20 protein-coding genes are annotated in these 26,424 nt (G+C 59.0%); 12 read left to right on the top strand and 8 right to left on the bottom strand.

Annotated elements, in window-relative coordinates; translation table 11 throughout:
* Positions 1-111: 111 nt before the first annotated feature.
* The 3 genes from DFT_RS23850 to DFT_RS23840 are packed head-to-tail and all read right to left on the bottom strand — an operon-like array spanning position 112 to position 4,086.
* Positions 112-525, bottom strand: a complete 414-nt coding sequence (locus DFT_RS23850) for a response regulator (RefSeq protein WP_054034042.1) — start codon at positions 523-525, stop codon at positions 112-114.
* Between the two features lie 57 nt (positions 526-582).
* Positions 583-2,862: a sensor histidine kinase gene (locus tag DFT_RS23845; protein ID WP_054034040.1), complete on the bottom strand. Its 2,280-nt coding sequence runs from the start codon at positions 2,860-2,862 to the stop codon at positions 583-585.
* A gap of 3 nt (positions 2,863-2,865) precedes the next feature.
* Positions 2,866-4,086: an HDOD domain-containing protein gene (locus DFT_RS23840; protein ID WP_054034038.1), complete on the bottom strand. Its 1,221-nt coding sequence runs from the start codon at positions 4,084-4,086 to the stop codon at positions 2,866-2,868.
* A 471-nt stretch (positions 4,087-4,557) separates the two neighbouring features.
* On the opposite strand from DFT_RS23840, the gene DFT_RS23835 reads away from it, so the two are divergent.
* From DFT_RS23835 to DFT_RS23820, 4 genes are all read left to right on the top strand, one after another.
* Entirely contained in the window at positions 4,558-6,366 is a 1,809-nt protein-coding gene (locus DFT_RS23835; RefSeq protein WP_054034036.1) for an acyl-CoA dehydrogenase, read from the top strand.
* 61 nt (positions 6,367-6,427) lie between these two features.
* On the top strand, positions 6,428-8,230 hold the full coding sequence (locus tag DFT_RS23830; protein ID WP_054034034.1) for an acyl-CoA dehydrogenase family protein: 1,803 nt from the start codon (positions 6,428-6,430) through the stop codon (positions 8,228-8,230).
* A 170-nt stretch (positions 8,231-8,400) separates the two neighbouring features.
* Complete coding sequence (locus DFT_RS23825; protein WP_152972132.1) at positions 8,401-8,763, top strand: PGPGW domain-containing protein; 363 nt, start codon at positions 8,401-8,403, stop codon at positions 8,761-8,763.
* Between the two features lie 530 nt (positions 8,764-9,293).
* Positions 9,294-10,034 carry a J domain-containing protein gene (locus tag DFT_RS23820; RefSeq protein ID WP_054034030.1) on the top strand — a complete coding sequence of 247 codons (741 nt, stop codon included), beginning with the start codon at positions 9,294-9,296 and terminating at the stop codon, positions 10,032-10,034.
* Between the two features lie 160 nt (positions 10,035-10,194).
* On the opposite strand, the gene DFT_RS23815 is transcribed toward DFT_RS23820, so the two are convergent.
* Positions 10,195-11,052 carry a ChaN family lipoprotein gene (locus tag DFT_RS23815; protein ID WP_054034028.1) on the bottom strand — a complete coding sequence of 286 codons (858 nt, stop codon included), beginning with the start codon at positions 11,050-11,052 and terminating at the stop codon, positions 10,195-10,197.
* 334 nt (positions 11,053-11,386) lie between these two features.
* Here DFT_RS23815 and DFT_RS23810 point away from each other — a divergent pair, with 334 nt between their 5' ends.
* On the top strand, positions 11,387-12,505 hold the full coding sequence (locus DFT_RS23810) for an oxidoreductase (protein ID WP_054034026.1): 1,119 nt from the start codon (positions 11,387-11,389) through the stop codon (positions 12,503-12,505).
* A 4-nt stretch (positions 12,506-12,509) separates the two neighbouring features.
* Positions 12,510-12,947, top strand: a complete 438-nt coding sequence (locus tag DFT_RS23805; protein WP_054034024.1) for a YcgN family cysteine cluster protein — start codon at positions 12,510-12,512, stop codon at positions 12,945-12,947.
* Positions 12,948-12,957: 10 nt separating this feature from the next.
* Here the strand turns inward: DFT_RS23805 and DFT_RS23800 are convergent, their stop codons facing one another.
* Both DFT_RS23800 and DFT_RS23795 read right to left on the bottom strand, forming a co-directional pair.
* Positions 12,958-15,339: a protein kinase family protein gene (locus DFT_RS23800; RefSeq protein ID WP_152972131.1), complete on the bottom strand. Its 2,382-nt coding sequence runs from the start codon at positions 15,337-15,339 to the stop codon at positions 12,958-12,960.
* Between the two features lie 95 nt (positions 15,340-15,434).
* Positions 15,435-16,181 carry an FHA domain-containing protein gene (locus DFT_RS23795; RefSeq protein ID WP_076750849.1) on the bottom strand — a complete coding sequence of 249 codons (747 nt, stop codon included), beginning with the start codon at positions 16,179-16,181 and terminating at the stop codon, positions 15,435-15,437.
* Positions 16,182-16,413: 232 nt separating this feature from the next.
* Here DFT_RS23795 and clpB point away from each other — a divergent pair, with 232 nt between their 5' ends.
* Positions 16,414-18,999, top strand: a complete 2,586-nt coding sequence (gene clpB, locus DFT_RS23790) for an ATP-dependent chaperone ClpB (protein ID WP_054034019.1) — start codon at positions 16,414-16,416, stop codon at positions 18,997-18,999.
* A 221-nt stretch (positions 19,000-19,220) separates the two neighbouring features.
* Here clpB and DFT_RS23785 read toward each other — a convergent pair whose 3' ends face one another.
* Entirely contained in the window at positions 19,221-20,138 is a 918-nt protein-coding gene (locus DFT_RS23785) for an IF-2B domain-containing protein (RefSeq protein WP_054034017.1), read from the bottom strand.
* Positions 20,139-20,175: 37 nt separating this feature from the next.
* Positions 20,176-21,483, bottom strand: coding sequence for an ArsB/NhaD family transporter (locus DFT_RS23780; RefSeq protein ID WP_054034015.1), 1,308 nt, complete (start codon positions 21,481-21,483; stop codon positions 20,176-20,178).
* Positions 21,484-21,720: 237 nt separating this feature from the next.
* Between DFT_RS23780 and DFT_RS23775 the strand changes: the two genes are divergently transcribed.
* The 5 genes from DFT_RS23775 to hemA all read left to right on the top strand — a co-directional run bounded on the left by DFT_RS23775 (position 21,721) and on the right by hemA (position 26,424).
* On the top strand, positions 21,721-22,776 hold the full coding sequence (locus tag DFT_RS23775; protein WP_076750848.1) for a DHH family phosphoesterase: 1,056 nt from the start codon (positions 21,721-21,723) through the stop codon (positions 22,774-22,776).
* Positions 22,773-23,540, top strand: coding sequence for an MBL fold metallo-hydrolase (locus DFT_RS23770; protein ID WP_054034013.1), 768 nt, complete (start codon positions 22,773-22,775; stop codon positions 23,538-23,540). Before DFT_RS23775 ends, DFT_RS23770 begins: the two co-directional genes overlap by 4 nt.
* 80 nt (positions 23,541-23,620) lie before the next feature.
* A complete protein-coding gene (locus DFT_RS23765) occupies positions 23,621-24,316 on the top strand; it encodes a precorrin-2 dehydrogenase/sirohydrochlorin ferrochelatase family protein (protein ID WP_054034010.1) in 696 nt (231 codons plus the stop codon).
* A 9-nt stretch (positions 24,317-24,325) separates the two neighbouring features.
* On the top strand, positions 24,326-25,147 hold the full coding sequence (ccsB, locus tag DFT_RS23760; RefSeq protein ID WP_054034009.1) for a c-type cytochrome biogenesis protein CcsB: 822 nt from the start codon (positions 24,326-24,328) through the stop codon (positions 25,145-25,147).
* Positions 25,148-25,155: 8 nt separating this feature from the next.
* Positions 25,156-26,424: a glutamyl-tRNA reductase gene (hemA, locus tag DFT_RS23755; RefSeq protein ID WP_054034007.1), complete on the top strand. Its 1,269-nt coding sequence runs from the start codon at positions 25,156-25,158 to the stop codon at positions 26,422-26,424.

Below are 26,424 nucleotides of genomic sequence, written 5' to 3'. Positions count from 1 at the left end.
GGCTCACGTGGCCCTGTCCACCTGCCCCACCCGGGCCTGCCATCTCCATTGATAGGCGAATTCTTTTATCCAACAACATCTGGAAAGGATGCTCTGCAGGTTGAATCACATTCAGTTAGAACTGCTCGCCGATGAGTTTTTGCGGGCATAGCCCATGGCCAGCAATTTTTGTTCGAGGGCGTCTCGCCGGACCGGCTTGACCAGGAAGTCGTCACACCCCTTGGCGCGCGCCTTGACGAGGTTCTCCCGGGTACCCGATGCGGTGATCATGATCTTTTTGGACGGAGGCACCTTGGCGCCGGATTCCAGCTCCATGATTTTCTCCAACAAGGTGTGCCCGCTGGCATTGCCCAACCGGATGTCGATGGTGATCAGGTCGAATGGGAAACCGCTCTGGATGGCCTTGGCACACAACTGCAGCGCCTGGTGGTTGTTGGTGGAGAGGGTGCAATCACCGTATGGCGAGAGCAGCACCTTCATTTTGCTCAAGGCGGCCATTTCATCATCTACGATCAAGATCTTCACGTCACTCTCCTGATTTTCGTTTTGCGTGCATCGTTAACCATGACCTTCGACATCGGGTCACCAAGCCACGGTATCCACGAACCCCTTCAGATGTTCGAAGGCCCGGACCAGGCGACCGATGGCCGGCGCCAGCTCCTCCTGCGCGGATCGCTGACAGAGCGATTCCAGGTCGGCGGCGGTATCCGCAAGGGGTCGCGCCTCCACGGTCAGCGCCCCGCCTTTGATGGCATGTGATTTGGCCTGGATGCCCGGCAGATCGCCATCGACCTCGGCCTGCCGGATTTGGGCGATCTGCTCGGCCACATTGCCGATCCATTCTTCGACCACATCGCGAACCATGTGGCGGTCGCCGAACTCGTAGGCAGCGGTGTCGATGTCGATGGGTGCCTCGGGTGGAACCTGGACCGGCAATTGAACCCGCTGGTCGTTTGGGCGATCCGTCGGCACGCCGGGCGCCGCCTCGTTCCGTTCCGGGATGACCTGGGAAGCGCTCTGGGACTTGGCGGACGCAGCCAGCCAGCGGTGAACCTCCACCAACAGGGCGGCCCGCCGGATTGGCTTGGTCAACACCATATCCATGCCTGCGGCTTCGCACTCCCGCCAGGTCTTGACATCCGCGTTGGCCGTCAGGGCCACCACGGGCGTGGGCGCATGGTCGGCGAATATGGATCGAATCTGCCGGGTGGCTTCCAGGCCGTCCATTTCAGGCATCTGAACATCCATGAGAATCAGATCGAAACGCTCCTCCCGGCAGGCTGCCACCGCATCCCGGCCGTTGCCCGCGATACGCACCGAATGACCCTGCTCTTCGAGATGCTTGCGCAGCACCATCTGGTTGACCGGGGTGTCTTCGGCCACCAGGATGCGTCCGGGCACCGGTGGAGCGACCCACGGTTCGTCGCTCCCGGCGACCTGGGCGGATTTGACATCGGCGGTCCGGCTGGTGTCGACGGCAGGCGGCAGATCGATGGCGAAGAAAAAATCGGCGCCCTTGCCGGGTTGGCTGCTAACTTCCAGCCGCCCCCCCATCAGTTGCACCAGTTGATAGGCGATGGTAGTGCCCAGCCCGGTGCCGCCAAACCGCCGGGTCGTGCTCTCGTCGGCCTGGACGAAGCGCTGAAAAATGGCTTTCTGGCGCTCCCGGGCAATACCGATACCCGTATCGATGACCGAAAAGCGCAGCGATTGACTGTCGGCTGGTCCCTGCAATGGCCGCCGTTCCACCCGGATGGTGACAGATCCCCTTTCGGTGAATTTGATGGCGTTATTGACCAGGTTGATCAACACCTGGCGCAGGCGCAGGGCATCGCCGACCACCCGGGGCTGCAGATCGCCCACATACTCGGTCTTTAGGGTCAGTCCCTTTGCGCCGGCCTGGCAGGCCATGCCGTCGGCGACGGAACGCACCAGGGCATCGAGATCGAAGGGGCGCTGTTCCAACTCGATTTTTCCGGCTTCGATCTTGGAATAGTCGAGCACATTGTTGATCAGGTTCAACAGGTGCTCCGACTCGTTGAGCGAGATACGCGCCAGATCGTGGCACTCATTCAGGTCGGTGGATTTGAGGGCGATTTCCGTGCATCCGATGATCCCGTTGAGCGGCGTCCGGATTTCGTGGCTCATATTGGCCAGGAAGAGGCTCTTGGCGCGGTTGGCCTGATCGGCGGCCTGGGCCAGGCGTTCCTGGCGCAGCATGGCCTCCTTCAATTTGGATTTGGAGGCGTTGAGTCTGCGGGTCCTTTCGGCCACCTTCTGTTCGAGCAAGGCGTTTTGATTCTTGACCATCCGGAACAGATCCATGCTCTCCATCAAAGTGGCCATGTTGAAAAGGGCAATGGAGAGCAGGGTCAGGGAGGTGTTGGCAATGGCGCTGCGCCCCTTTTCCAGCAAGCCGACGAACATCCCTTTGACTCTGGAGTTGTTGGCGATCACATGAAGGAGAAAGTGGGCCCTGTGGTCCTGGGAAGCCACGTAGAGGCCGCGGCGCTCCCGGATGGCCAGGGCGAAAAAGCCCTCCTCGATCATGAACTCTACCTGGGATTCGAAAAGAGCGGACAGGGAGTCCGGGTTACAATGGGCCGGCAAAAATTCGGCGCTCTCGTCATCGACCTGGTACATCATGCACCCCTGCAGCGGGATGGTCTCTTTGATGCGCTCGGCGGCGATGGAGAGAAGCTGGCCATTGCCCGCCGCGCTGATGTCGATGTTGAAATCGGCCATGGAAAGGACCATCTCCAGGGCATTCTGGATGAACCGGCGATTCTCCTCCAGATGATCGATACGCGCCTGCAGGCGCTGGATCGTTATCTCGGACTTGCCGGTCAGGGATCCGGTCATCGTTCAGCTCCGGCGCATCAGATCGCGGAAGGTTTCCACCTGGTGCGCGGCTTGGTGGACCAGGGCCTGAAATGCACTCACCGGAAGGTTGATCCGCTGCCAGGCCTTATCATCGAAGCAGGGCACCTTGTTTTCGCCGCTGTGGCCGATGCCCATGCCGTGAACGATCATGTCGGCCATCTGGAGCACGGCCGCCATTTCCGGGTCGGGCGAAGCCGACGGCTGATGGTGGTAGGCCACGCTGTTTTCCAGGGCATACGGCAGCTTCCACTTGCGCAGCAGATGCTTGCCCATCTGGACATGACTGCAGCCGAGCATGTTGCGTTCGATGGTCAACAGCGAATCGCCCGACTGCTCGGCCGAGGCAAAGGCATACCGGGCATTCTGGGGGAAATATTTGCACAATACGAGACGTCCGATGTCGTGCAGCATGCCCGAGACAAAAACCTGCTCGGTGTGAATCATGTTACCGTGGGCCGCCATGATACGGGCCACCATGCCGCAGGCCAGATTGTGTTCGAGAAGGGAGGCGACGTCGATCACCTCCCTGGGAATGGTCCTGAAGGTCTCCATGATGGTGATCCCCAGGGCCAGACTGGTCAACTCCTTGGAACCGATCAGCATGATGGCCCGGGAGATGCTGTCGATTTTGGAACGAAAGCCGAAAAAAGCGGAGTTGACGATCTTGAGCAGGGTGGCGGTGAGGCTGGGGCTCTTGTTCACCACCTGGGCAACGTCGCCGGCCGAGGACATGGGGTCGGCGATGATCTCGTTGAGCTCATAGACCAGTGAGGGCACCTCGGGCAGCTGGACGTCCAGCCGGTCGAGTTTGGCCAACATCTCGCGTCGGGACACCGTGGTCGGTCCCGCCATCGGCCGAAGCGCCGGTCGCGGCTGCGCCTGGGGATGCTTCATGCGATGCGCGATGGAAAGCCGCACCACTTCCTTGACCGCCGGATGGGAGATATCCACGGCACCGAAAATCTCTCCTACCTCACCGGCCACGACTGCCAGGCGTTCGCCGTCAATGGGTTCGGATCTGTTTTCGGAGGGGGCGTCCTCTCCCTGCACGTGCACTTCGAACACCCCCCACATCTTGAGAATGCGAAAATGCTTATCTTCCAAGGCCTGCCCCTTGGAGAGCAGCAACCTGTCGTTGGCATCCCGGACCTCATCGGCCAGAACCGCGCCGGGTGTCAGCTTGTCGACCTTGACCAGACCCATCGTCTCGCTCCCACGCAAGCGTGCGGTCGATTCGGACACCGCCGCATCGGATCAATTTCACATTACGCCGCCTGCGAGGGCGGTTTTTAGGTTTGCGGGTCCGACCTTTGACACCGGATACCTTCTCGAAACCGCAAACGGATATCTTTATCGGTTTTTCCGAGAAAATCTTTAGCTGGAGGCAGTCGGTAACTTCGTTCGGGCGGTACCGATCGAACTGAACGGCGTTCGGCTCCAGCGAATTCCCACGACCGTCAAAGAGCCCTTTACATTTCCCGTTTTTGTCTGATAGCATGCCCATCGCTCGAATTTTGCGACGCTGCATCACCTTGCGGCAACCGGCATCCCTGGCCCGAGGCAGCCCATGTCCATCTCGTCCCGCCCCCGAAGGAACAGACCTGCCGGTGATCGAAAGGTTAAAATGTTTCATTTATAATCAATTTGCCCATTTGGAAAAGGAGATCAACGAACATGGCCCAAGTCATTACCGATCGCAGAGACATCGACTTCATCCTTTATGAACAGCTCGATACCGAGGCGCTGCTCAAGGAAAAAAAGTATGGTGCGTTCACCCGCAAGACCCTCGATCTGATCATCAACGAAGCGCGCTCGTTCGCCCTGAAGGAGCTGTTGCCCATCTGCGCGGAAGGCGACCGCCAGGGCGTGACCTTCGACAATAACGAGGTGAAGGTACCGGCCTGCTTCCATCGTGCCCACAAGCTCTACCTGGAAGGGGAGTGGACCTCGCTGACCGAGCCGGTGGAGCTGGGCGGCCAGGGCCTTCCGCCGTCGGTGGCGCGAGCCGTGGCGGAGTACATGGTGGGCGCCAACTACACCTGTGTCAACTATGCCAACTTCGGCCACGGCACAGGCAAGATGATCGATCTGTTCGGCACCGAAGAGCAGAAACGGCTCTTCGTGAAAAAACTCTACACCGCCGAATGGACCGGCGGCATGCTGTTGACCGAGTCGGATGCCGGATCGGATGTCGGTGCGCTGACGACCGAGGCGGTGAAAAACGATGACGGCACCTATTCGATCACCGGATCCAAGATCTTCATCACCAACGGCGAACACGACCTGTCGGAAAACATCATCTCGCCGGTGCTGGCCCGGGTCAAGGGCGCTCCCGAGGGCACCAAGGGCATCTCGATCTTCATCGTCCCCAAGTACTGGGTCAACCCGGACGGCTCGCTGGGTGATCGCAACGACATTTACTGCACCGGCATCGAAGAAAAGATGGGTATTCACGGCAGCGCCTGCTGCACCATGACCATGGGCAGCAAGGGTCAATGCCGCGGCATGCTGCTCGGTGAAGAGAACCAGGGCATGAAAATCATGTTTCACATGATGAACGAGGCCCGCCTGGGTGTCGGCTTTCAAGCTTTCGTGCACGGATCCGTGGCCTATCAATACGCGCTCAATTACGCCCGCGAGCGTATCCAGGGCAAGGACATGACCGCCGGCAAGGATTCTCCGTCGGTGCCGATCATCCGTCATCCGGACGTGCGCCGCATGCTCATGTGGATGAAGTCCTACGTGGAGGGCATGCGCAGTTTCATCTATTATACCGAAAGCCTGTTTGCCAAAGCGAGCCTGGCCCCCACGGATGAAGAACGCAAGCGCCTTAAGGGGCTGATCGGGCTGTATACCCCCCTGATCAAGGCGTTTTCGGCCCAACGCGGCTTTGACATCACGGTCCAGGCCATGCAGGTTTACGGCGGCGCCGGCTACTGCAAGGAGTACCCGGTGGAACAGCAGTTGCGGGATTGCAAGATCGCCTCGATCTACGAGGGCACCGACGGCATCCAGGCCATGGACCTGTTGGGCCGCAAGATCGTCATGGACGGCGGCAAGGCGTTCGGCGATTTTCTCAAGGAGATTCAGGCGGTCGTCGATGCCGCCAAACAAAAAGAGGGGCTGGCCGATCTCGCCGGTCAGGTCGAGGCCGCGGCCGGACGTCTGGGCCAGGTGGCCATGGCCCTGGGCAAGACCATCATGAGCCCCAACGTGAAACAGGCCTTTGCCCACGCCTTCCCGTTCCTCGAAGCCATGGGAGATGTGATCATGGCCTGGATGCGCTTGTGGCGTGCCAATGTGGCCGTCGATGCCATCGCCAAGGGCGTCAAGGCCAAGGACGAAGCCTTCTATCGCGGGCAGATCAAAACCAGTGAGTTCTTCATCCAGACCGTTCTACCCTGCACCCTGGGTAAAATGGCCTCCATCGAGCAGATGAGCAACGCGGCCGTGGAAATGGACGAGGCCTGGTTCGGCAATTAGACAATCCGACCGAAAGCCGACGGCTGAGGGTCGAGTTCATCAATTTTAGAATGGAGGAAACATGGCTGGAAAATTCATCAGCATGCGCAACCTCAAATTCCTCATGTACGAGGTTTATGATGTGGTCGCGCTCACCAAAACAGAGTATTACCGTCAACACAACCAAAAGGCTTTCGACATGGTGCTGGATGCCGCCATGAAGCTGGCCCAGAAGCTGCTGTACCCTCTTTTCGAGGAGATGGACCGCAAGGCGCCTTACCTGGAGGACGGCAAGGTGCGGGTTCATCCCCAAGTTCGGGACATCATGAAAGAGTTCGGTGAAGGCGGTTGGATCGGAGCCTCCTTTCCCGAGGCATGGGACGGCGAACAACTGCCCGGACTGCTGCACTGTGCCTGCCACCTGATCACCGCATCGGCCAACTATTCGGCCGGCGTCTATTCAGAATTGACCTCTGGTGCGGCCCGCTTGATCTACTCATTTGCAAACGAGGAGCTGCAAACCACCTATCTGCCCAATATGATGGCCGGCAACTGGCAGGGCACCATGGCGCTGACCGAACCCCAGGCCGGCAGCTCGCTCAGCGATATCACCACCACCGCCTATCCCACCGATCAGGGGTATTACCGGCTGAAAGGGACCAAGGTGTTCATCTCGGCAGGGGATCATGATGGCGTGGACAACGTGGTGCACATGCTGCTGGCCCGCATCGACGGCGCACCGTCGGGGGTCAAGGGCATCTCCCTGTTCCTGGTGCCCAAGCTGCGGGTGGAAGGAAAAAACCTGGTTCCCAACGATGTCTCGGTTTCCCAGGTGTTTCACAAGATGGGCTACCGGGGAGCACCCATCACCGAGCTGAGTTTCGGCGACAAGGACGACTGCCGCGCCTTCCTGGTGGGCGAGCCCAATCGCGGTCTTTCGTATATGTTTCAAATGATGAATGGCGCCCGCATCGGCGTGGGATTGGGTGCCGCCGCCATCGCCTCGGCCGCCTATTATGCGGCCCTGGACTACTGCAAGACCCGTCCCCAGGGGCGCAAGTTGGGACAAAAGGATCCAGCGACACCCCAGGTGCCCATCGTGGAACATGCCGATGTGCGCCGCATGCTGCTTTTCCAGCGCGCCGTGGTCGAAGGCGCCGAGGGGTTGCTCATGCAGTGCGCCATGTACGAGGATTACCTGAACTGCAAACCCAAAGAGGAGCACGACCGTTACCACCTGCTGCTGGAGTTGCTCACTCCCATGGCCAAGACCTACCCGTCCGAAATGGGGATTCTCTCCACCAGCGCCGCCATCCAGTGTCTGGGCGGCTACGGCTACTGCGAGGATTTTCCGGTCGAACAGCACTTCCGGGATTGCCGCATCCATCCCATCCACGAAGGGACCACCGGCATCCAGGGCATGGATCTGCTCGGCCGCAAGGTGATCATGCAAGAGGGTAAGGCGTTTCTCCTCTTCCAGGAAGAGGTGCGAAAGGACCTCGATGCGGCCCGTGGGCTCGCCGCTCTCCAACCCCTGGTGCAAAAGCTCGAAGCCGCCATGCAGACCCTCGAGCAGACCACGCTGAAGTTAGGTGGACTGTTCGCACAAAAGGGCGTGGAGGTCTTCCTGGCCGATGCCACCCTCTATCTTGAAATGTTCGGCATCATCGCCGTGGCCTGGCAATGGTTGCGGCAGGCCACGGCCGCCCAGAACGCCCTGGACGGCAAACCCAAATCGGCGGACCTCAATTTCTACAAAGGCAAACTGGTCACCGCCCGTTACTTTTACGCCTACGAACTGTCCAAGATCCACAGCATCGTCCTGCGTCTCACCGACGGCGACCCATTGACCGTCGAAATGGACAGTGCCTTCTTCAACGATTAATTGACATCACCCGCCCGATGTGTTTTGTGACGCGGAACGGCACCTCCAAACGGGGGCGTCGTTCCGCGTTCTGACACAGACAGATAGTGTTCCCTTAAATCACATCACTTAACCGTGGAAACAGCGAGGCCACCATCGGCACCATCGTTGCCATATCGGCGCTCTTCTGGGTGGGTACCCTGATCGCGGTTCCCATGATCCTGATCTGGCTGCCCGCAGATTATCTCACGGCCCAAAGTTCTATGAGCGTGGTGCGTCGAAGGGGCGCGCTGTGGCGCTACCCCTATTGGATCCTCAAAAACCTGTTCGGCGCGATCTTCATCATCGCCGGTATCGCCATGCTGGTGCTGCCGGGCCAGGGCATCCTCACCATCGTTTTGGGCCTGGCCCTGATCAACTTTCCCGGCAAACGCCAGGTGATCCATCGCATTTTCGGCCATCCCCGCATATTTCACGCCGTCAACCGACTGCGCGTGCGGGCCGGAAAACCCCCCTTGGAAAATCCGCCAACCGGATCGCACGACCCCACCTGATTCCTAAAGCAGTAGTTCGAATTGAATGTGGTTTACCTTGATAGGCATGCATGACAGAAGGCGTTTAATAATATAATTCGCATGGCAACGGACATGGCAGGCGTGGGTGGAACAGGTGGCCAGGGCCACGTGAGCCAGCGGTCACTAGTGCCGGTTGAATGCAGACGGCGGACAAGCGGTCCAGACTGTTTGAGCGCAGCGAGTTTCTGGGCCGCCCGCCGTGCATTTTACCCGCACTTGACCGCTTGGCGTGTGGCATCGGCCACCTGTTCCACACACGCCTGGTTTATTGAATGGCATTCAGTTAGAATCCCAGCCCCCAAAGGAACGCTTTTCACACAGCACCTTGAACCTGGTCGGGCTGCTGACCGACCTCGATGCCTTGACGATTGAATTTGGATGGAAATTTTGGTTTGTAATGATTTATGATGCGTGACGCGTCGGGATGGCGGCATCTATGGCCCGCAATTAAAGAAAAGGAGCCAGAGGCCGATGAAACATGAACCAAGAGAGGAAATGATCCATCCATCATGTGCCAGAGCGCCGATACATACTTACCCCTGAACGGCAACGCCAAACGGCGAACCTGCCTGGCTTGCGGCCGGCCCCTTCCACCGCGCCACCGGCGATACTGCGCTCTATCCTGTCGGCAGCAACTTCTGGCCTCGCTCAACCGGCGCACGGGCTTGTTGCGCGCCCTCAACACGCGCTATGCCACCTTTTATTTCACCGATTTCGTCATCGTCATGGACCTGCTCACTTATGGCAACGAACAGATTTACAGCTATGTGCTGCCGCGCGGCTTTGGCCGTAAACCGGTGGATGATTTTTGCGACCTGTCCAACATGCTGGGCACCGAGTGGTGGAACGAGCGCAATCGCACCAAGAAGCGGTATGTGGCCTCCCAGCATGTGCTCGAACAGGCGCGAATGGCCGGGCAGGCGATCGGTAGCGTGATTCCCAGCACCCTGGCGGTTCCCGCCGTAGGGGCACGCCACCTGATCACCCTCGAATTGAGCACCGAAGAACTGACGCCGTCCAATATGCAACAGCGCATCAAGCAGGCTTACCGCCATCAGGTGAAGCGGCACCATCCCGATCTTGGGGGCAGCGCCCAGGCCTTTCTCAAAATCCAGGAGGCCTATGAACGCCTGATCGACTGGACCCGGAACCCTACTTACATCCGCAAGAGCGGCTTTCCTGACAAATGGCTCTATGAAGGGGCAAACAATCGCTGGCTGCAACCGATCGTGCCGCGCAAGGCCCGGTAGTGCCCGTCCACAAATGGCCAATTGGCCCGATATCGACGTTGCACGAAAAATTTAATCCTCGGAATATCGACCATATGCCTGCGGTTAAATTTTTCGCGCGCCTTGATCTCGACCCAATTTGCCTATTTGTGGACGGGCACTTAATGGTGACGGCCGGCCTTCAAAACCGCGAAGAGGCTTTTATCAAATAATCCGACATCTTTTCGTCCACCTGTTCGGTGTCGAAGCTGCCGGGGGTTTCAGGGAGGAGGACGAGATAGGGCCAGGGCGCCCTTTTGGCGAGCTGCGCCGGTATACCGGGCTTCTGGGCGTGCCCGACGCCGGCCAGGATGACCAGCACCGTGTCCGGATTGGCCCGCAGGTATCTATCCGCGTTCACCGCCATGGCCGTATCCCAGATCAGCTGGGCCTCGCAGAAGTTGTCGAATTTCATCTTCCCATGCACATGGGCATCGTACGCCTGGCGGATATAGTCACGGTAAGCCGGCGTCACATCGCAGGTCACCGCGCCCAGGGCCGCCTTCTGGTCCTCATTCAGGGACGTGAAACCGTGATAGGCCACCTGCCTGGTGAGACCGCGATCCACGTTGAGACCGATCATGGGCAAGCCCTGTTGCCGGGCATACCGGAATATGGGACGGTAGAGTACCCAGTCAAAGTTCCAGTTGTCCAGGTATATCGGCTTGAATTCCGCCTCATCGATGCGGCCGCTGATCCATCGATCCAGATCCTCCTGGCTCTCCCGTCGGAACATCTCCAGACCCACCGCCACCTTTTTGCCACCCTCGACGAGGGTGCGGATCACCTCCAGCTGCGCCCGGTGGTGCGCAGTCACCGCGTGATGCTCCCCCACCAGAATGACCCTGGCCTCGGCCAAGCGCTCCAGGGATGCAACGGGCTCGAGCTCCTGCTGATGTTTCAGGTCGTATAGACGCAGTGCCTCGCTGCCCAGCATGGCGTGGCAACCCAGAATCACCCCATAAACAGCGACGGTCAAGGCGATTAGCGGTTTTTTCATGCGCCCCCCTTTACGGTGATGCTGCTCGCTCAGTGTCTCTATCAAGCCGTGTCTCCATAGAACTGGACCAAATATAGCGCGCCGATGCCGTCTGTCAAAATTGAAAACCCTGCCAGTATTAGTGCATATCGTGCTATATAACTTTTGACGACACCGTAAGAAGTCCAATATCTGCGTTGCGCTCATCCCGTCGTCCTTGCGGCGTACCACAAGTTCGCCTCAGGACACGGGATTTCGCGCGCCTTGATCTTGAACTTCTTACGGCGCCGTCCGGCAACGACTTTTTACAAGTTCCATCAATTTTTTTATACCCCACTCGAAAAGAGGCCCACCCATGTTCAGCCACTTGTTTTCCGGCATCACCATCCAGGGAGTGACCCTGCCCAACCGCTTGACCATGGCGCCGCTCTACCTCGGCTATGCCGGCGAGGGCGGCACGGTCAGTCCGATGCTATTGGACCACTACCGCCTCATGGCCCAGAGCGGGGTAGCCATGGTCGTGGTGGAAAACGCCACCGTGGATCATCCCGGCGGCAGCGGTTCGAACCGCACGTTGCGGGCCGACACCGACGAGGGCCTCGATGGCCTGCGCACCCTGGCCCAAACTATCCATGAGGCGGGTGCCCGGGCCTGCCTGCAGATCAACCATGCGGGACGCTTTGCCCACGCTGCCCCCGAACCGCTGGCGCCATCCGCCGTGGAGACCTTCCGCCGAATGCCCAGGGCCCTGGACGAATCGACCATTCAGCACATCATCGGCTGCTATTCCCAGGCCGCGGCGCGGGCCAAGGCCGCTGGGTTCGACATGGTCGAACTGCACGGCGGTACCGGGTACCTGCTGGCCCAATTCCTCTCTCCGCACACCAACCGCCGCGACGACCGCTACGGCGGCAGTCTCGACAACCGCCAGCGCTTCGCCCTGGAAGTGCTGGGACAGGTGAAAGCGGCAGTGGGTCACCTTCCTGTGGGCTACCGCTTTCTGGCCGATGAATGGCTGCCCGGCGGTCTGCAATTGGAGGATTCGCGCCGATTCGCCAAAACCCTGGCGGATGCGGGCATCGCCTACATCTCCGTGATGGGGGGGACCTACGAATCCTTTTCGCGGCCCGAGATCGTGGAAAAATCAAAACAGACCGGCTACATGCTCGATCTGGCGGCGGCCATTCGCGAACAGGTCGATGTGCCGGTCATCGCCGCCGGCCGTCTGTCCACCGGCGCCATCGCCGAACAGGCCGTCGCCCAAGGCAATACCGACCTGATCGGCCTGGCCCGCGTCTTGTGGGCCGATCCCCAATGGCCGCTGAAGGTCCGCGACGGCCGGGAAGACGAGATCATTCACTGCGATCCGAGCTGCGGCGAGGCCTGCATGCAGATGGTTATGAAAGGGCGACCGGCCTTTTGCGTGCGCTGGCCGGCCGAAAAAATGAAAGCCTGGAAGGAAAAGTTCGTTTAGCGCCGTGGACCCTTTCTGGAAAAACAACACCCTGGACCAGCTCACGCCGGCGCAATGGGAAGCCCTGTGCGACGGCTGCGGGCGTTGCTGTCTGCAGAAACTCAAAAATCCCACCACCGGCAAGGTCTACTATACCTGGGTGGCGTGTCATCTGCTGAACATCGAAACCTGCCGCTGTGACCAATACGAGCTGCGCCACGTTCTCGTCCCGGATTGCCTGGAACTGACACCGGGCAATATCCCCAGACTCCACTGGCTGCCGCGAACCTGCGCCTATCGCCTGGTGGCCGCCGGAAAAGAGCTGCCCCCCTGGCATCCACTGGTCAGCGGCAAACCGGAAACGGTGCATACGGCCGGAATTTCCATCCGTCACCGTGCCATTTCAGAAGCATTCGTCCATCCCGACGACGTGGAAAATTTCATCCTGAAAAACCGCTTTTAGACCGCGGCGCCTACATCGTCGCCTGATAGGTGGTGATGTCTTCCGCAAGGTAGGCTCGGCTGCCATAGAGTTCGGGAGCCAGAGCCGGCCAGCGGGCCGGATACATGGCGGTGAAGACGCGCTGGAACATGGCGTCGAGCAACTGGTCGGCGGTGATGGTGGCACTGGGTGCCTTGAGGGTCGCCTCGGCCTGCTGGATCTTTTCCTGGCGCGCCTTGAGCCTTTCGAGGAGCTCAAAATAGAGCAACACTTCTTCCCGGTGCTGGGGTTTGTCCTCGCCGCTCTCCATCTCCTGGGTGAGCTTGCTTCTCATCTGGCCGATTTTTTCGGCGGGGGCCTCTTTAAGATAGCGGCGTTTATCACCGCTGCTGAAAAAGGATTGATCGCTGACCGCCTGGCCGACCATATTTTCGATCTCCCTCAGATCCGCCTTGAGCCCGTCTGCAATGTCTCCGACCAGCGCCTGGGGTATGGTGACATCCACGCGGGCGAACAGGTCGGCGTGCATGGCCATGTTGGTTTGAAACTCAGCCACGGCGCTGTTCCAGAAGAGCCGGTTGATGCGGATCACCTCGTCCATCAGGTCCGGTCCGGCCGGGTCGACCACCTTGAGCCGGTTGAGGATCTCTGGAAAAACGTGGGCGGTGGTGGCGAACAGGTTCTCGCCGCTGACCAGCTTGAAGATGATGGCGATGGTGGCGAACCAGTCCTGAAGATGCAGAATGGTGGGCAGGTCCTCGTAGGCTTCCAGTAGAATGGCATTGGACATGAGATGGGTCGGGGTGGCATACAGGGGGGTTCCGGCCAGTTGGGGCTGGGGTATCAGGATCGGATCTTCGGCATCGGTGAATACGGCTGTCTCCACGTCTATCAGGCCGATGGAGAATTTGTCGGGATGATTGAGAAAGACGGGATAGTCGTCCGGATTTCCGGCCACGAAGAGATTCTCCGGTTTCAAGTCGCGCAGGGCCAATCCACGTTGACCGATCCAGGCCAGCAGGTCCAACATATTGGTCGCCAGGCTCTCGAATTGCCGTCGATGTTGGGAAAATCGCGTTTCGCGAATGTAATCGGTCAGGTGGCGACGATACAAGTCGACTTGGAAGCGATGCGTACGGACCACCTCGGCCAGCAATCGGTTGAGTTGTTCGACCGTTTCGGCAGGCAGCGCAACCTCCTCTCGTCGCAGAGATTCCCCGGCCATGTGGGATAGAAACCACTGCTTGAGGTGGTAGGTGGGCACGGTTTTACTGGCGCCGACCTGTTCGAGCACGTCGCGCATCTGGCCTTCACACCGATAATAGGCATCCTGGAGGGCCTGACAGACCGGTCCGGCCGCCTCGCCATAGCGACAGATGAATCCGTGCTGGTCCCACAGCAATTCCGGATGCTGACGCGCCTCGGCCATGAGCTGGTGGTAACCGTTGTGAATCTCCTCGAGGGTGGCGCTGAGAAAACAGTGTTTGGCCAGATCCATGAAAAAGGCAAAGGAATCGTCGATTTTCAGGTGTTCCTGCAGCTCGCCGTCGGACTGCAACAGGCGAACATACCTTTCTTCCAGCACCTCTTCGGGAAGCTTTTCGCTGTCGGCCAACGGCTGGACCGCCTTCAGGATAACCGACACTCGCGGCACGATGCACGGTCTGGGCGCCAACCGATCGACGATGCGCCCCTCGGCTGCGATCTGGCGTTTGTAATCGCCGAACCGATTCATGGGCACTGGCGGGATTTTAATCACCATATGGGAATCATAGATCACATAAAAGCACCGACTGCGACTGCCGCCACCCTGGCCCAGCATGCCGATGGACATGCGGCGGGTCACCCATTCGTCGCTTTGAAGGATGCGCATCTCGTAGGTTTCATTGGGGCAGGTAAGACGCATCTCGGTGCGGACGAGCTGGGCGGGTGAATCCGGGTCAGCCCCCTGCTGCCGTTTGAACAGCTGAAGAAAAAAGCGCAGCACCTGTTGCTGGTCAGAGAGTTTCGCCGTCGGGCGGGAGGTTTTCCGCGGCAAAATGGTTTTGGGAACAGCAGTGCCCGTTCGCCGGGGTGCACTCAGCGGATGAGCGGCGTGCCTGGCGTCGGCTTCCGGCGTGCGACGGGGTCGCAACAGCATGGCAATCAGGATGGCAACCACCAGCACAGGCGCGCCGATAACCCATTTGGCGTAAAGCTTGAGGGCCTCCTTGTCCACCTCGATTGCGCCGAGCAATTTTCGGAGACCGTTTTCTCCGGCGGACCCATCCAAGCCGGACGGGTCGGACGGGGCTGGGCGCTCCAACCGAACCTGGGCTGCAAGGCGACCGCCGGCCGGCGACTCTCCTGATATTGCCGGGCAAACGCCACCCCACAAGAGCGCGGACAACACGAGCACAGTGATGAGACGCATGAATAGGATAAGGCGTTTGGGCATCGTCGTTTAAAATTTTATGCACACATGGCCGCTCAAGCCATGAAAGACAATCGGTTCGTTCCGGCGACGGGTCACGCGGCCACCCGCTCGCACAATTGCACCTCGAGTTTGATCGGCCCCACCTCCACCACATCCTCGTGGTTGAGTTTCACGGTGCCCTTGACGCGGGCGCCGTTCCGTTTGGGCTTGATCCATCCGCCGGCATATCTCAAAAAGTAGTCCCCCGCCTGTTTGGTAATTACCGCCGCCGGACCGCCCATCAGCACGGCCCACAAGCCACCGATGACGATATCCGCGTCCGGGTTGATACCGATGGCCAACTGCCGCTCTGGCAACGAACGGGTGCCTTCGCCGCCGGCCAGAAAAGCGAGGCGGTCGTTTTTGGGACGCACCGTTTTGGGTTTTGCGGATGCCGACCTGTTTTTCCCGCCTTTGGCATAGGCGTCCGTCATCAGGATCGTGCTTGCGGTGTCCAGATTCCCTGGAAGGGTGTCGAAGGCCTCGTCCGATCGCTCCACGACAATGGTATCGGACCAGTCGGCTTTCAGCACATGTTTACCGATAGTGACCTCGTCGTTGTTGTTGAGCACGATCTGGGTGATGCGCTGGCCGTTGCAGAATGTCCCGTTTTTACTGTCCAAATCAGTTAACAAAATACGATCGCCCTGATGATCGACCCGGGCGTGGTGACCGGATACCGCCAGGTTCTCGATGACCATATTGTTGTCGGTCCGCCGGCCGATGGTCAGCCGGTCCCCTGCACTCAAGGGGTAAGCCGACAGGATTTTGTCTTTGAACATTAGTATAAGTTTCGACATTGTCGGTTTTCCTCACGCTATCGTGTCCTGCCACCGGCGGTTCCGGGTCGCGCGGTGACAAAATTTGTCTCGCCGGTCGGTCGTCCTGCCAGTGGCCCGGCGTCCCGATTCCGATGGCCATCGCCATGATCGCCTGCCGATTCGGTGCCATAGCGGTTTGACAACCCATCGGACATGATTAATCTCTCATAGCTTTTATGCAAAAAACAGACCATTGATTTGGGGAGGAGATATGCGTTTCGACAAGTTTACCATTAAGTCCCAGGAGCTGATTCAAAGTGCCCAGAGTACGGCCAATCGCTTCAACCACCAGCAAATCGAACCCGAGCACCTGCTCGTGACCATGCTCGCCGAACGCGAGGGCGTGGCTAATGCGATTCTGCGCAAACTGGGCGTTAGTCCCGGCGCCATCGCCCAGGAGGCCACCGCGGCGCTGGAGCGTCTGCCCAAGATCACCGGTGCCGGCGATGTCTATTTGTCGCCCCGGGCCAAGGCCGTTTTGGAGCGGGCATTTGCCGAAGCCGACAAAATGAAGGACGAGTATGTCAGCATCGAGCACATCCTTCTGGCCGTGGTGGACGACAAGAGCGGCGATGCACGCAGGATCCTGCAGCGTTACGGAGTGGACCGGGATGCCATATTGAAAGTGCTCATGGAGATCCGCGGCAGCCAGCGCATCACCGACCCCAATCCCGAGGAAAAATACCAGGCCCTGGACAAGTTCAGCCGCGACTTGACCGAACTGGCCCGCCTGGGCAAGATCGACCCGGTCATCGGCCGCGACGACGAAATCCGGCGTATCGTGCAGGTGCTCTCCCGGCGCACCAAAAACAACCCGGTGCTCATCGGCGAGCCGGGCGTAGGCAAGACGGCCATCGTCGAAGGGCTCGCCCAGCGCATCGTGGCCGGGGACGTATCCGAGAGCCTCAAAAATCGGCGTCTGGTGGCGCTGGACATGGGCGCCCTGATCGCCGGCGCAAAATATCGCGGCGAGTTCGAGGACCGGCTCAAGGCCGTGCTCAAGGAGGTGGAAAAGGCCGAGGGCGAGGTGATCCTGTTCATCGACGAACTGCACACCCTGGTGGGCGCCGGCGCGGCCGAGGGGGCCATGGACGCCTCCAACATGCTCAAGCCGGCCCTGGCGCGCGGCACCCTGCGCTGCGTGGGCGCCACCACCATCAACGAATACCGCAAGCATATCGAAAAAGATGCGGCCCTGGAGCGGCGCTTCCAGCCGGTGCTGGTGACCGAACCCACGGTCGAAGACACCATCTCCATCCTGCGTGGCCTCAAGGAAAAGTACGAGGTGCACCACGGCGTGCGCATCAAGGATTCGGCCATCGTGGCCGCCGCTACCCTATCGGACCGCTACATCGCCGACCGCTTTTTACCGGACAAGGCCATCGATTTGATCGACGAATGCGCCTCCAAGCTGCGCATCGAGATCGATTCCATGCCGGTCGAAATCGACGAGGTGCAGCGCAAAATCACCCAGGCCGAAATCGAACGCCAGGCCCTGAAAAAGGAGACCGATGCGGCCTCCCGCGAACGGTTGGCCAAGCTGGAGAACGACCTTGAGGCCGCACGCGCCAACCTGGCCCAGATGAAGGCCCATTGGGATCGCGAAAAGAGGGCCATCGAAACCATCCGCAAGATCAAGGAGGAGCTGGAGCAGGTGGGCATCGCCCAGCAGAAGGCTGAACGGGAAGGGGATCTGGCCCGTGTGGCCGAACTGCGTTACGGCCGGGCCATCGAGCTGAACAAGCAGATGGAAACGGCCCGGGCCGAACTGGAAGCCCTGCAGGCCGAACGAAAAATGCTCAAGGAAGAGGTCGACGACGAAGACGTGGCCGAGGTGGTGGCCCGCTGGACCGGGATCCCGGTCAGCCGCATGCTCGAGAGCGAACGGGAAAAACTGGTGGGTATGGAGGATCGCCTGAGCCGGCGGGTCATCGGTCAGAAACGGGCCATCGAGGCGGTTTCCAACGCCGTGCGGCGGGCCCGTTCGGGGCTGCAGGACCCCAACCGGCCCATCGGTTCGTTCATCTTCATGGGACCTACCGGCGTGGGCAAGACCGAACTGGCCAAGGCCCTGGCCGAATTCATCTTCGACGACGAACAGGCCATCGTGCGGGTCGATATGTCCGAATACATGGAAAAGCATTCGGTGGCGCGGCTGATCGGCGCTCCCCCGGGCTATGTGGGCTATGAGGAGGGGGGGTATCTCACCGAGGCGGTGCGGCGGCGTCCCTATTCGGTGGTGCTCTTCGACGAGATCGAAAAGGCCCATCCCGAGGTGTTCAACGTACTCCTGCAGATCCTGGACGACGGCCGCATGACCGACGGCCACGGCAAGACTGTGGATTTCAAGAACACGATCATCATCATGACCTCCAACGTGGGCAGCCAGTACATCCAGGAGTTGGGCAGCAATCAGCGCAGCGAAATGGAAAGGCGCGTGACCGAGGCGCTGCGGGCTCAGTTCAAGCCGGAGTTTCTCAACCGCATCGACGAGACGATCATCTTCTTCAACCTGTCGGCCGATCAGATCGGGGCCATCGTGGAGATCCAGATCGGACGTCTGGCCAAACGGTTGGCGGATCGCAAGATCACACTGGAATTGGAAGATAGTGCCAAGCGACTGTTGATCGAGATCGGATACGATCCGGTGTACGGCGCCCGGCCGCTCAAGCGGGCCATCCAGCACCACATCGAGAACCCCCTGGCCATGGCCATCTTAAAGGGCGAGATTGCCGACGGCGCCTCGTTGCGCGTGGCGGCCGAGGGAGACCGGATGGTGTTTCGGCCAGCGGCGTGAATCAGTTGGGGGTTGGGTGTCTGGCATTCGTTGGCCGGGTGGAGGATTTCCGTTCAGCTCGACACTTTGGACAGTTAAGTGTCCGTCCACAAATAGGCAAATTGGGTCGAGATCAAGGCGCAAGAAAAATTTAACCGCAGGCATATGGTCGATATTCCGAGGATTAAATTTTTCGCGCAACACCGATATCGGGCCAATTGGCCATTTTTGGACGGACACGTTTAACAACAGCCGAGGCGCCTCGACTGAATCTCTTGGACGTAGGAGCCGATCTTATCTTTGGGAAAGATCCCCTCTTCTGTGATGAGAAAATCGACCATGTCCAGATCCAGCATGTCGTGGGAATAGGTGGTCAGCACATAGTTGGTGTTGTTCTGGACGGTGGCCACCCGCTTTTCGTGGATGCACTGATCCTCGCTCAACCCGTGGGAAAACTTGAGCGTGTTGGCAAAAAGGTAGACCGGAATCTTGTGAAAATGGCACAGGCTGGCGACGTTGGCCGTGCCCACGGCCGAAACCACCTTCATGTCATGGGTAATGGATAGGGCGCCGGTGAGCATTTTGTTGGCCTTGCCGATGTAGTGGCTCAACGAGAATTCGGGCACGGTTTCCAGCTCGACCTGCGCCTGCTTGAGAATATCGATCAGCTTCTTGGTCTTGATGAAGTCCTGTTTGAGCACGATCACCTGGAGACGACGTTCCATCACCTCCTTGGCCAGCGCGATCATCCTGGTCACATCGGAGCTGGCCGTGTGCATGACGATCACGTCGCCGTCGTCGATACAATCGAGCCCGATCTGGATGATCCGGGCCACCTTCTCTTTTATACGATCATGCTTGGCCTGCAGGATCTCGCACGCCTTTTCCCGCAATTGATCCGCCTCCGCGCCGAAATGGGGGGCCATTTCGGTTTCGAACTCCTCGATGAGGTGAATCAGGGGAACGATCTTGGGCCGGGTGTTTTTGATGGCATCGACCAGGGCGGCATATTGGTTGGGGATCTCCTCCGGGGCGCACTTGAGCTCCTGGATGGAGGCCTTGAAGGCCTGAAGGGCCAGCATGGTGGCACGCGAGGAGCCCACCAGATCTTCGTGATCGCGGATCAGTCGACATAAAATGGTTTTGTCTGCTTCGTTCATAGTTCTCTCACAAACGTACCCTTGGTATTGTTCACGATTAAGGCAATGTCAGTCGCAGGAAGATCACCAGGTAGATCGAAGAAAGAATCAGGGTGATGATCGTAATGACGGCGCTGAACTTCATAAACTGGATAAAAGAGATATCGACCCGGAAACGCTTGGCCATGCCCACGGTGACGATGTTGGCCGATGCGCCGATCATGGTGAAGTTGCCGCCCAGGCAGGCGCCCAGGGCGAGAGCCCACCACAGGATATTGTGGGGGATCGGCGTGGTTTCCAGGATCAACCGGACGATGGGAATCATGGTGATGGTGAAGGGGATGTTGTCCAGAAATCCCGAAACGATGCCCGATACCCAAAGCACCATCAACACGATCACATAGGGATTGTCGCCCACTTGAAGGAAAATGTTGCGGGCGATCCATTCGATGACGCCCTTTTCCTCCAGCACCCCCACCAGGATGAAGAGGCCGGCGAAAAAGAGCAGGGTGCTCCACTCGATCTCTTCGAGCATGTGCTCGACGTTCACGCGGGTGATGACAAACAGCACCATGGCCATGAGCAGGGCCACCACACCGGGAGAGAGCTTGGTGATGGTCTGGGTCACGAAGAGCAGAATGGTGAGAATCAGGCAGCCGAGGCTTTTAAACAGAAAAACCCGGTCGATTTTGGTCGCCAGAAACTCGTAACGGATCTTTTCCAGGAGCAGCTGTACGGAAAAAAGCTTGCCAAGGTTGGTGTCGATGGGTTTGAACTTGGATCGATTGGCCACCCAGATATAAAAAAGCACCACCACAAAACAGACGATGATCGGCGGCGTGAGGTTGAAGAGGAACTGGTTGAATGTCAGGCCCACTTTGGAGCCGATGATGATGTTGGGCGGGTCGCCGATCAAGGTGGCCGTACCGCCCACGTTGGAGATGACCGCCTGACTGATGACATACACCTTGGGGTCCAGCCCCATGCCCCGGGTCAGCTCGATGACGATGGGCACAATGATCAGGACCGTGGTCACGTTGTCCAGAAAGGCGGACAGTGACGCCGTGACGATGGAAAACAGGACCAGGATCTTAATCGGGCTGCCCTTGGTCAACTCGGCGATCTTTACCGATAAAATAGTAAAAAAGCCTGATTTCCGGACGATGGCCACGATGGACATCATGCCCAGCAGCAGCATGATGGTCTCGAAATCGATGAATTCGACCGCCTTGTGCTCGGAAACCACGTGCAGCACCAGCAGCACCATGACGCCGAGCAGCGCGGCCACCGCCTTGTTGACCAGTTCGAACGAGATCAATGCGTAGACGATGACGAAAACTACAACCGGAATTAAGGCCCCTTCCATGATGGTTCAACCTTCCCTGTCGCGAGTGGAGATAATTTAGTACAAATATTCAGTGGCTTAAATAAAATTGGGTGATATATCCCCAAATGCGGCAGGTGTCAATGTTCGATTTTGTTCCATTAAACGGCCATAAGGTATGGACCGCCGACGTTTCTATAGGGGGGTTGTCAAGGCACGGTTAAGCTTATAGATTAAGGATAAAAAAAGACTCCAATTTCAGAAAAAGGCACGAGACACATGCCCCTTTCCGCCAAAGAGCGCCTGAGACGCTTCTATAGCCGGTTCAACGGGGATGATCATGTCTTGATTCCCATTGTGGCCGACCCGGATGCCATTGCCAGCGCCATGGCCGTCAAACGGTTATTGTGGCGCAAGGTGGCGAGCGTGACCATCTCCAATCTCAACGCGATCCAGCGCACCGACAATCTGGTGCTGATCCGCCTGGTGGGGGTCACCCTGGTACCGTTCGCACAAATCGACCTGGATCGTCACGAGCGCATTGTACTGGTCGACGGTCAGCTCGACCACCATGAGCTGTTGCTCGGTCTCAAGCCGGATGTGATCATCGATCACCATCCCCCGGGTGCCTCGGCCCAGGCCCCTTTCGTGGACATTCGACCCAAATACGGCGCCACGGCCACCATTATGATCGAATACCTGCGCGCAGCCAAAATCAAGCCGTCCGCCAAATTGGCCACCAGCCTCTATTACGCGATCAAAACCGATACCAGCAATTTCGAACGTCATACCGTGGCCGAGGACCTGCAGGCCTTTCAGTTCGTGTTTCATCTCTCCAATATCGCCTTGGCGCGCCGCATCGAGTGCGCCGAAATCCGGCTCGACTTCCTGAAATTTTTCCGAAAGGCACTGGAAGAGATGCATCTGCACAAGGGGCGCGCCTGTGTCTGTCTGGGCGTGGTCAACCATCCGGATGTGTGCGTGCAAATCGCCGATTTTTTCATGCGCATCGATTCGGTCAACTGGAGCATCGTGGCCGGAGTGCACCAGGGCAAGCTGGTGACGATTTTCCGAAACGACGGCATCCGCAAAGATGCCGGCAGCCTGGCCAAGAACAGTTTCGGTCGCTGGGGCCTTGCCGGCGGCCACAAAAGCGCAGCGAGGGCCGAAGTGCCCCTCGATGCCATCGCGTCGCTCGTCAATGTCACAGATTGGAAAGCGCTTTCCGACTGGATCCGCCTGCGCATCGAGCGGGGCATGCGGGCCGGGCGCCAGAAGCCCCCCCCATCTGAAACGGCGGGCCCGACACAAACCAAGCGGTTGAAATCAAAATGAAAATCACGATCCTGGGATCGGGCACCTGCGTGCCCCGTCTGACGCGCAGCGCCAGCAGCGTGCTGGTGGAGAGCGGCCGTGCCAAAATCCTGGTGGACCTCGGGCCGGGCACCATGCATCGCCTGTTGCAATACGGGTTGACCATCTTTGACCTGACCCACATTTTTTTGACCCATTTTCACCCGGATCACACCGCCGAATTGGTCCCGCTGCTTTTCGCCACCAAATATCCTGACGCCGAGGCGCGCACACACCGTCTGACCCTTGCCGCGGGTACCGGACTGAAACGGTTCTACCAGGGATTGCGGGCGGTCTATGACCATTGGATCGTCCTGCCCGAAGACCAGATGGCCTTGCAGGAAATCGACACCCTGGCCGGTGAGACGATCCGCTATTTCGAAGATTTTGTGCTGACTGCCCGGCCGGTGAACCATCGCCCTGAAAGCCTGGCCTACCGTATCAGCGATCCAGACGGTCGATCGATGGCCTGTTCGGGAGATACGGATGTATGCGATGCTTTGGTCGACGTGGCCCGGGAGGTTGACCTGTTCATTTGCGAGTCGGCCATGCCCGACAGCCACAAAGTGCCGGGACACCTCACCCCCTCTCTGGCCGGCCGCATCGCCGGCCGGGCCGACGCCCGGCACCTGGTGCTCACCCATCTCTATCCCGAGTGCGATGGACAGGATCTTGTCAAACAGGCCGCCGGCACGTATAAGGGGCCGGTGACCGTAGCAGAAGACTTGATGTCCTTCGTTTTGTGATGAAACGTCTTGACGTCTGACAGAAAGCTGTCGGCGAAGGTACGACGTGGCCAGACGCCCAGCCGATGCAAAGGAGGCTTATGAGATACTATCCGGTATCCCTGGACATACAGGGGCGCGCCTGCCTGGTGGTGGGCGGCGGTCAGGTCGGCTCACGCAAGGTGGGCGCGCTGCTGGCGTGCGGTGCCCGGGTCACGGTGGTCAGCCCCCAGGCCACCGAGACCATCGCCAATCTCGCCCAACAGGGTCGCATCACATGGAAGCAGCGCGCCTACCGCAGTACCGACCAGCAGGGCACCTTTCTGGTGATCGGCGCCACCAACGATGAGGCGCTGAACCAGCGCATTCATGACGATGCCGAACAAGCCGGCCGTCTTTGCAACATCGCCGATCAGCCCCAGCGGTGCAATTTCGTATTGCCGTCGGTGGTGCGCCAGGGGAACCTGACCATCGCCATCTCCACCTCCGGTCAGAGCCCGGCCTTTGCCAAATACATGCGTCGGCAGTTGCAGGCCCAATTCGGACCCGAATATGGCCGTTTCCTGGATCTTATGGGGGCGTTGCGCCGGCGACTGCTGGCCGAGGCACATGCCCCCGAAGCGCACAAGCCGATTTTCGAGCGGCTCATTGACGAGGGACTGCTGGCGTTGATTCGCCAGGACGATCACCCGAAAATCGATGCCCTGCTGGCCCGGGTGGTCGGGCCGGACGTGACCTATGCGGGTCTGATGGCGGACGATGCGGTGGATGACCGCCATCTTCCTCCAAAAGAATAAGGAAACCTTATGCAGATCGCCTTTATTGCGGCCATTCTTTTATACATGCTGAGCAGCGCCGCCTATTTCGCCTATCTGTTCATACAGCGCGATCGGCTGCAGCAGATCGGCGGCCTGTTGCTGATGGTCGGATTCGCCTGCCACACGGTCTCCATCGGCTGGGCGTTTGCGGACACCGGCCACGTGCCGGTGAACAATCTTCACGAAACGCTCTCCATGACGGCCTGGGCCGTGGTCGGCGCCTTTCTGGTGCTGAATCTGAAATTTCGAATTAAAATATTGGGGGTTTACGTGGCGCCGCTGGTGGTCTTCATTCTTCTGATCGCCACCCAGTTTCCCCGCGAACCCCTTCAGCCGCAAAATATGCTCAAGGGCATCTGGCTGCTGGTGCATATCATCACTATTTTTGCGGGTGACGCGGCCTTTGCCCTGGCCGCAGGAGTGGGCGGTCTCTATCTGCTCCAGGAACGCAACATCAAAGCCAAGACACGCGGTTTCTTTTTCAAGCGTCTGCCGTCCCTGGATTTGCTTGACACCACCGGATATGCATGTATTGTCTGCGGGTTTACCCTGCTGACCATCGGTTTGATCTCGGGTATGGTCTACGCCAAAATCCTGTGGGGGCGGTTCTGGAGCTGGGACCCCAAGGAGGTGTGGTCGGCCATCACCTGGATCTTCTATGCTGTCCATCTGCATGTCCGTCTGGCCATCGGATGGCGGGGTCGGCGCGCGGCAGTCATGGCCATCGTGGGGCTGGGCGTGTTGCTGTTCACCTTTTTGGGAGTAAACTTCCTGCTTTCCGGCCATCACGGCCAATTTACGCAGTATTAGTTGAATTTATGGACAAACTCATCCTCATTGGCCTGAATCACAAAACCGCACCCATCGAGATCCGGGAGTGCTTTGCCTTTTCCGATGAGGATGCCCGCGCCGCACTCGCCTTGCTGTGCGCGGACCCGGCCATAGAAGAGGCCGTGCTCCTGTCCACCTGCAACCGCGTGGAGCTCATCCTGGTCACCGGCCGGAACGCCAATGCCATCGAAAAAGCAAAACAGTTTCTGGCCCGGACCAAGCAGGTACCCCTGGAACATTTCGACGCCAGCCTCTATATTCATCGGGGTGAAGCGGCGGCCCGCCACCTGTTTCGTGTGGCCGCCAGCCTGGACAGCATGGTGCTGGGCGAACCCCAGATTCTCGGGCAGGTCAAGGCCGCCTATCGCATGGCCACCGAGCTGAGGAGCTCGGGTGTCATTCTCAACCGCCTCTTGCACCGGACCTTTTTCGTGGCCAAACGTATCCGCACCGAAACCGGCATCGGCGATCATGCCGTGTCGATCAGTTATGCCGCCGTCGAACTGGCGCGAAAAATTTTCGGCGAACTGGAAGGTAAAAAGGTCCTGTTGATCGGTGCCGGTGAGATGGCCGAGCTGGCCGTCGAACATCTGATCCACAACCGCACCGGCACTGTGTTTGTGGCCAACCGGACCTTTGAAAGGGGCATGGAGCTGGCCGACCGTTATCATGGCACGGCCATTCATCTTGAGGAGATCGTCCCCCATCTTCAAAAGGTGGACATCATCATCAGCTCTACCGGCTCCCAGGACTATATCCTGAGGACGCCGGACGTGAAAGGCATCATGCGCCACCGTCGTAATCGCCCCCTGTTTTTTATCGACATCGCCGTGCCGCGCAACATCGATCCGCGCATCAACCAGATCGACAACGCCTATGTCTACGACATCGACGACCTCACTCAGGTGGTGGATGACAACATCCAGGATCGCCAGAGGGAGGCCGTAAAAGCCGATCGAATCATCGACTCGGCCGTCATCCAGTTCCGGCAGTGGTATGAGCGTCTGGATGTGGTACCCACCATCAAGGCCCTGCACGCAAAAGTGAGGGGGCTGGCCCACTCCGAAGTGGCCAGGACGCTCGGTCAATTGCCCCATCTCACCCCCCACGATCGGGCGGCGATTGAAATTATGATGGAAGCGGCCGTAAAAAAAATTCTGCACGATCCCACCCAGTTTCTCAAGGGCGACGGGTGTCACGGAGATCGATCGAATTCACTGGACGTCGCGCGCAGACTGTTTAAATTAGACGATTAG

It is taken from the genome of Desulfatitalea tepidiphila, assembly GCF_001293685.1.
Classification (GTDB): Bacteria; Desulfobacterota; Desulfobacteria; order Desulfobacterales; family Desulfosarcinaceae; genus Desulfatitalea; species Desulfatitalea tepidiphila.
The sequence above is the reverse complement of the archived record's forward strand: the minus strand, read 5'-3'. Positions and strand labels throughout refer to the sequence as shown.

Bases quoted from the DNA above. Each gene is read 5' to 3' on its own strand.
- DFT_RS23775 (WP_076750848.1), top strand. From the start codon at position 21,721: ATGCCCCTTTCCGCCAAAGAGCGCCTGAGACGCTTCTATAGCCGGTTC.
- DFT_RS23830 (WP_054034034.1), top strand. From the start codon at position 6,428: ATGGCTGGAAAATTCATCAGCATGCGCAACCTCAAATTCCTCATGTAC.
- DFT_RS23795 (WP_076750849.1), bottom strand. From the start codon at position 16,181: ATGTCGAAACTTATACTAATGTTCAAAGACAAAATCCTGTCGGCTTAC.
- DFT_RS23835 (WP_054034036.1), top strand. From the start codon at position 4,558: ATGGCCCAAGTCATTACCGATCGCAGAGACATCGACTTCATCCTTTAT.
- DFT_RS23770 (WP_054034013.1), top strand. From the start codon at position 22,773: ATGAAAATCACGATCCTGGGATCGGGCACCTGCGTGCCCCGTCTGACG.
- DFT_RS23820 (WP_054034030.1), top strand. From the start codon at position 9,294: ATGTGCCAGAGCGCCGATACATACTTACCCCTGAACGGCAACGCCAAA.
- DFT_RS23810 (WP_054034026.1), top strand. From the start codon at position 11,387: ATGTTCAGCCACTTGTTTTCCGGCATCACCATCCAGGGAGTGACCCTG.
- DFT_RS23840 (WP_054034038.1), bottom strand. From the start codon at position 4,086: ATGGGTCTGGTCAAGGTCGACAAGCTGACACCCGGCGCGGTTCTGGCC.
- DFT_RS23800 (WP_152972131.1), bottom strand. From the start codon at position 15,339: ATGCGTCTCATCACTGTGCTCGTGTTGTCCGCGCTCTTGTGGGGTGGC.
- clpB (WP_054034019.1), top strand. From the start codon at position 16,414: ATGCGTTTCGACAAGTTTACCATTAAGTCCCAGGAGCTGATTCAAAGT.
- DFT_RS23785 (WP_054034017.1), bottom strand. From the start codon at position 20,138: ATGAACGAAGCAGACAAAACCATTTTATGTCGACTGATCCGCGATCAC.
- ccsB (WP_054034009.1), top strand. From the start codon at position 24,326: ATGCAGATCGCCTTTATTGCGGCCATTCTTTTATACATGCTGAGCAGC.
- hemA (WP_054034007.1), top strand. From the start codon at position 25,156: ATGGACAAACTCATCCTCATTGGCCTGAATCACAAAACCGCACCCATC.
- DFT_RS23845 (WP_054034040.1), bottom strand. From the start codon at position 2,862: ATGACCGGATCCCTGACCGGCAAGTCCGAGATAACGATCCAGCGCCTG.
- DFT_RS23815 (WP_054034028.1), bottom strand. From the start codon at position 11,052: ATGAAAAAACCGCTAATCGCCTTGACCGTCGCTGTTTATGGGGTGATT.
- DFT_RS23780 (WP_054034015.1), bottom strand. From the start codon at position 21,483: ATGGAAGGGGCCTTAATTCCGGTTGTAGTTTTCGTCATCGTCTACGCA.
- DFT_RS23765 (WP_054034010.1), top strand. From the start codon at position 23,621: ATGAGATACTATCCGGTATCCCTGGACATACAGGGGCGCGCCTGCCTG.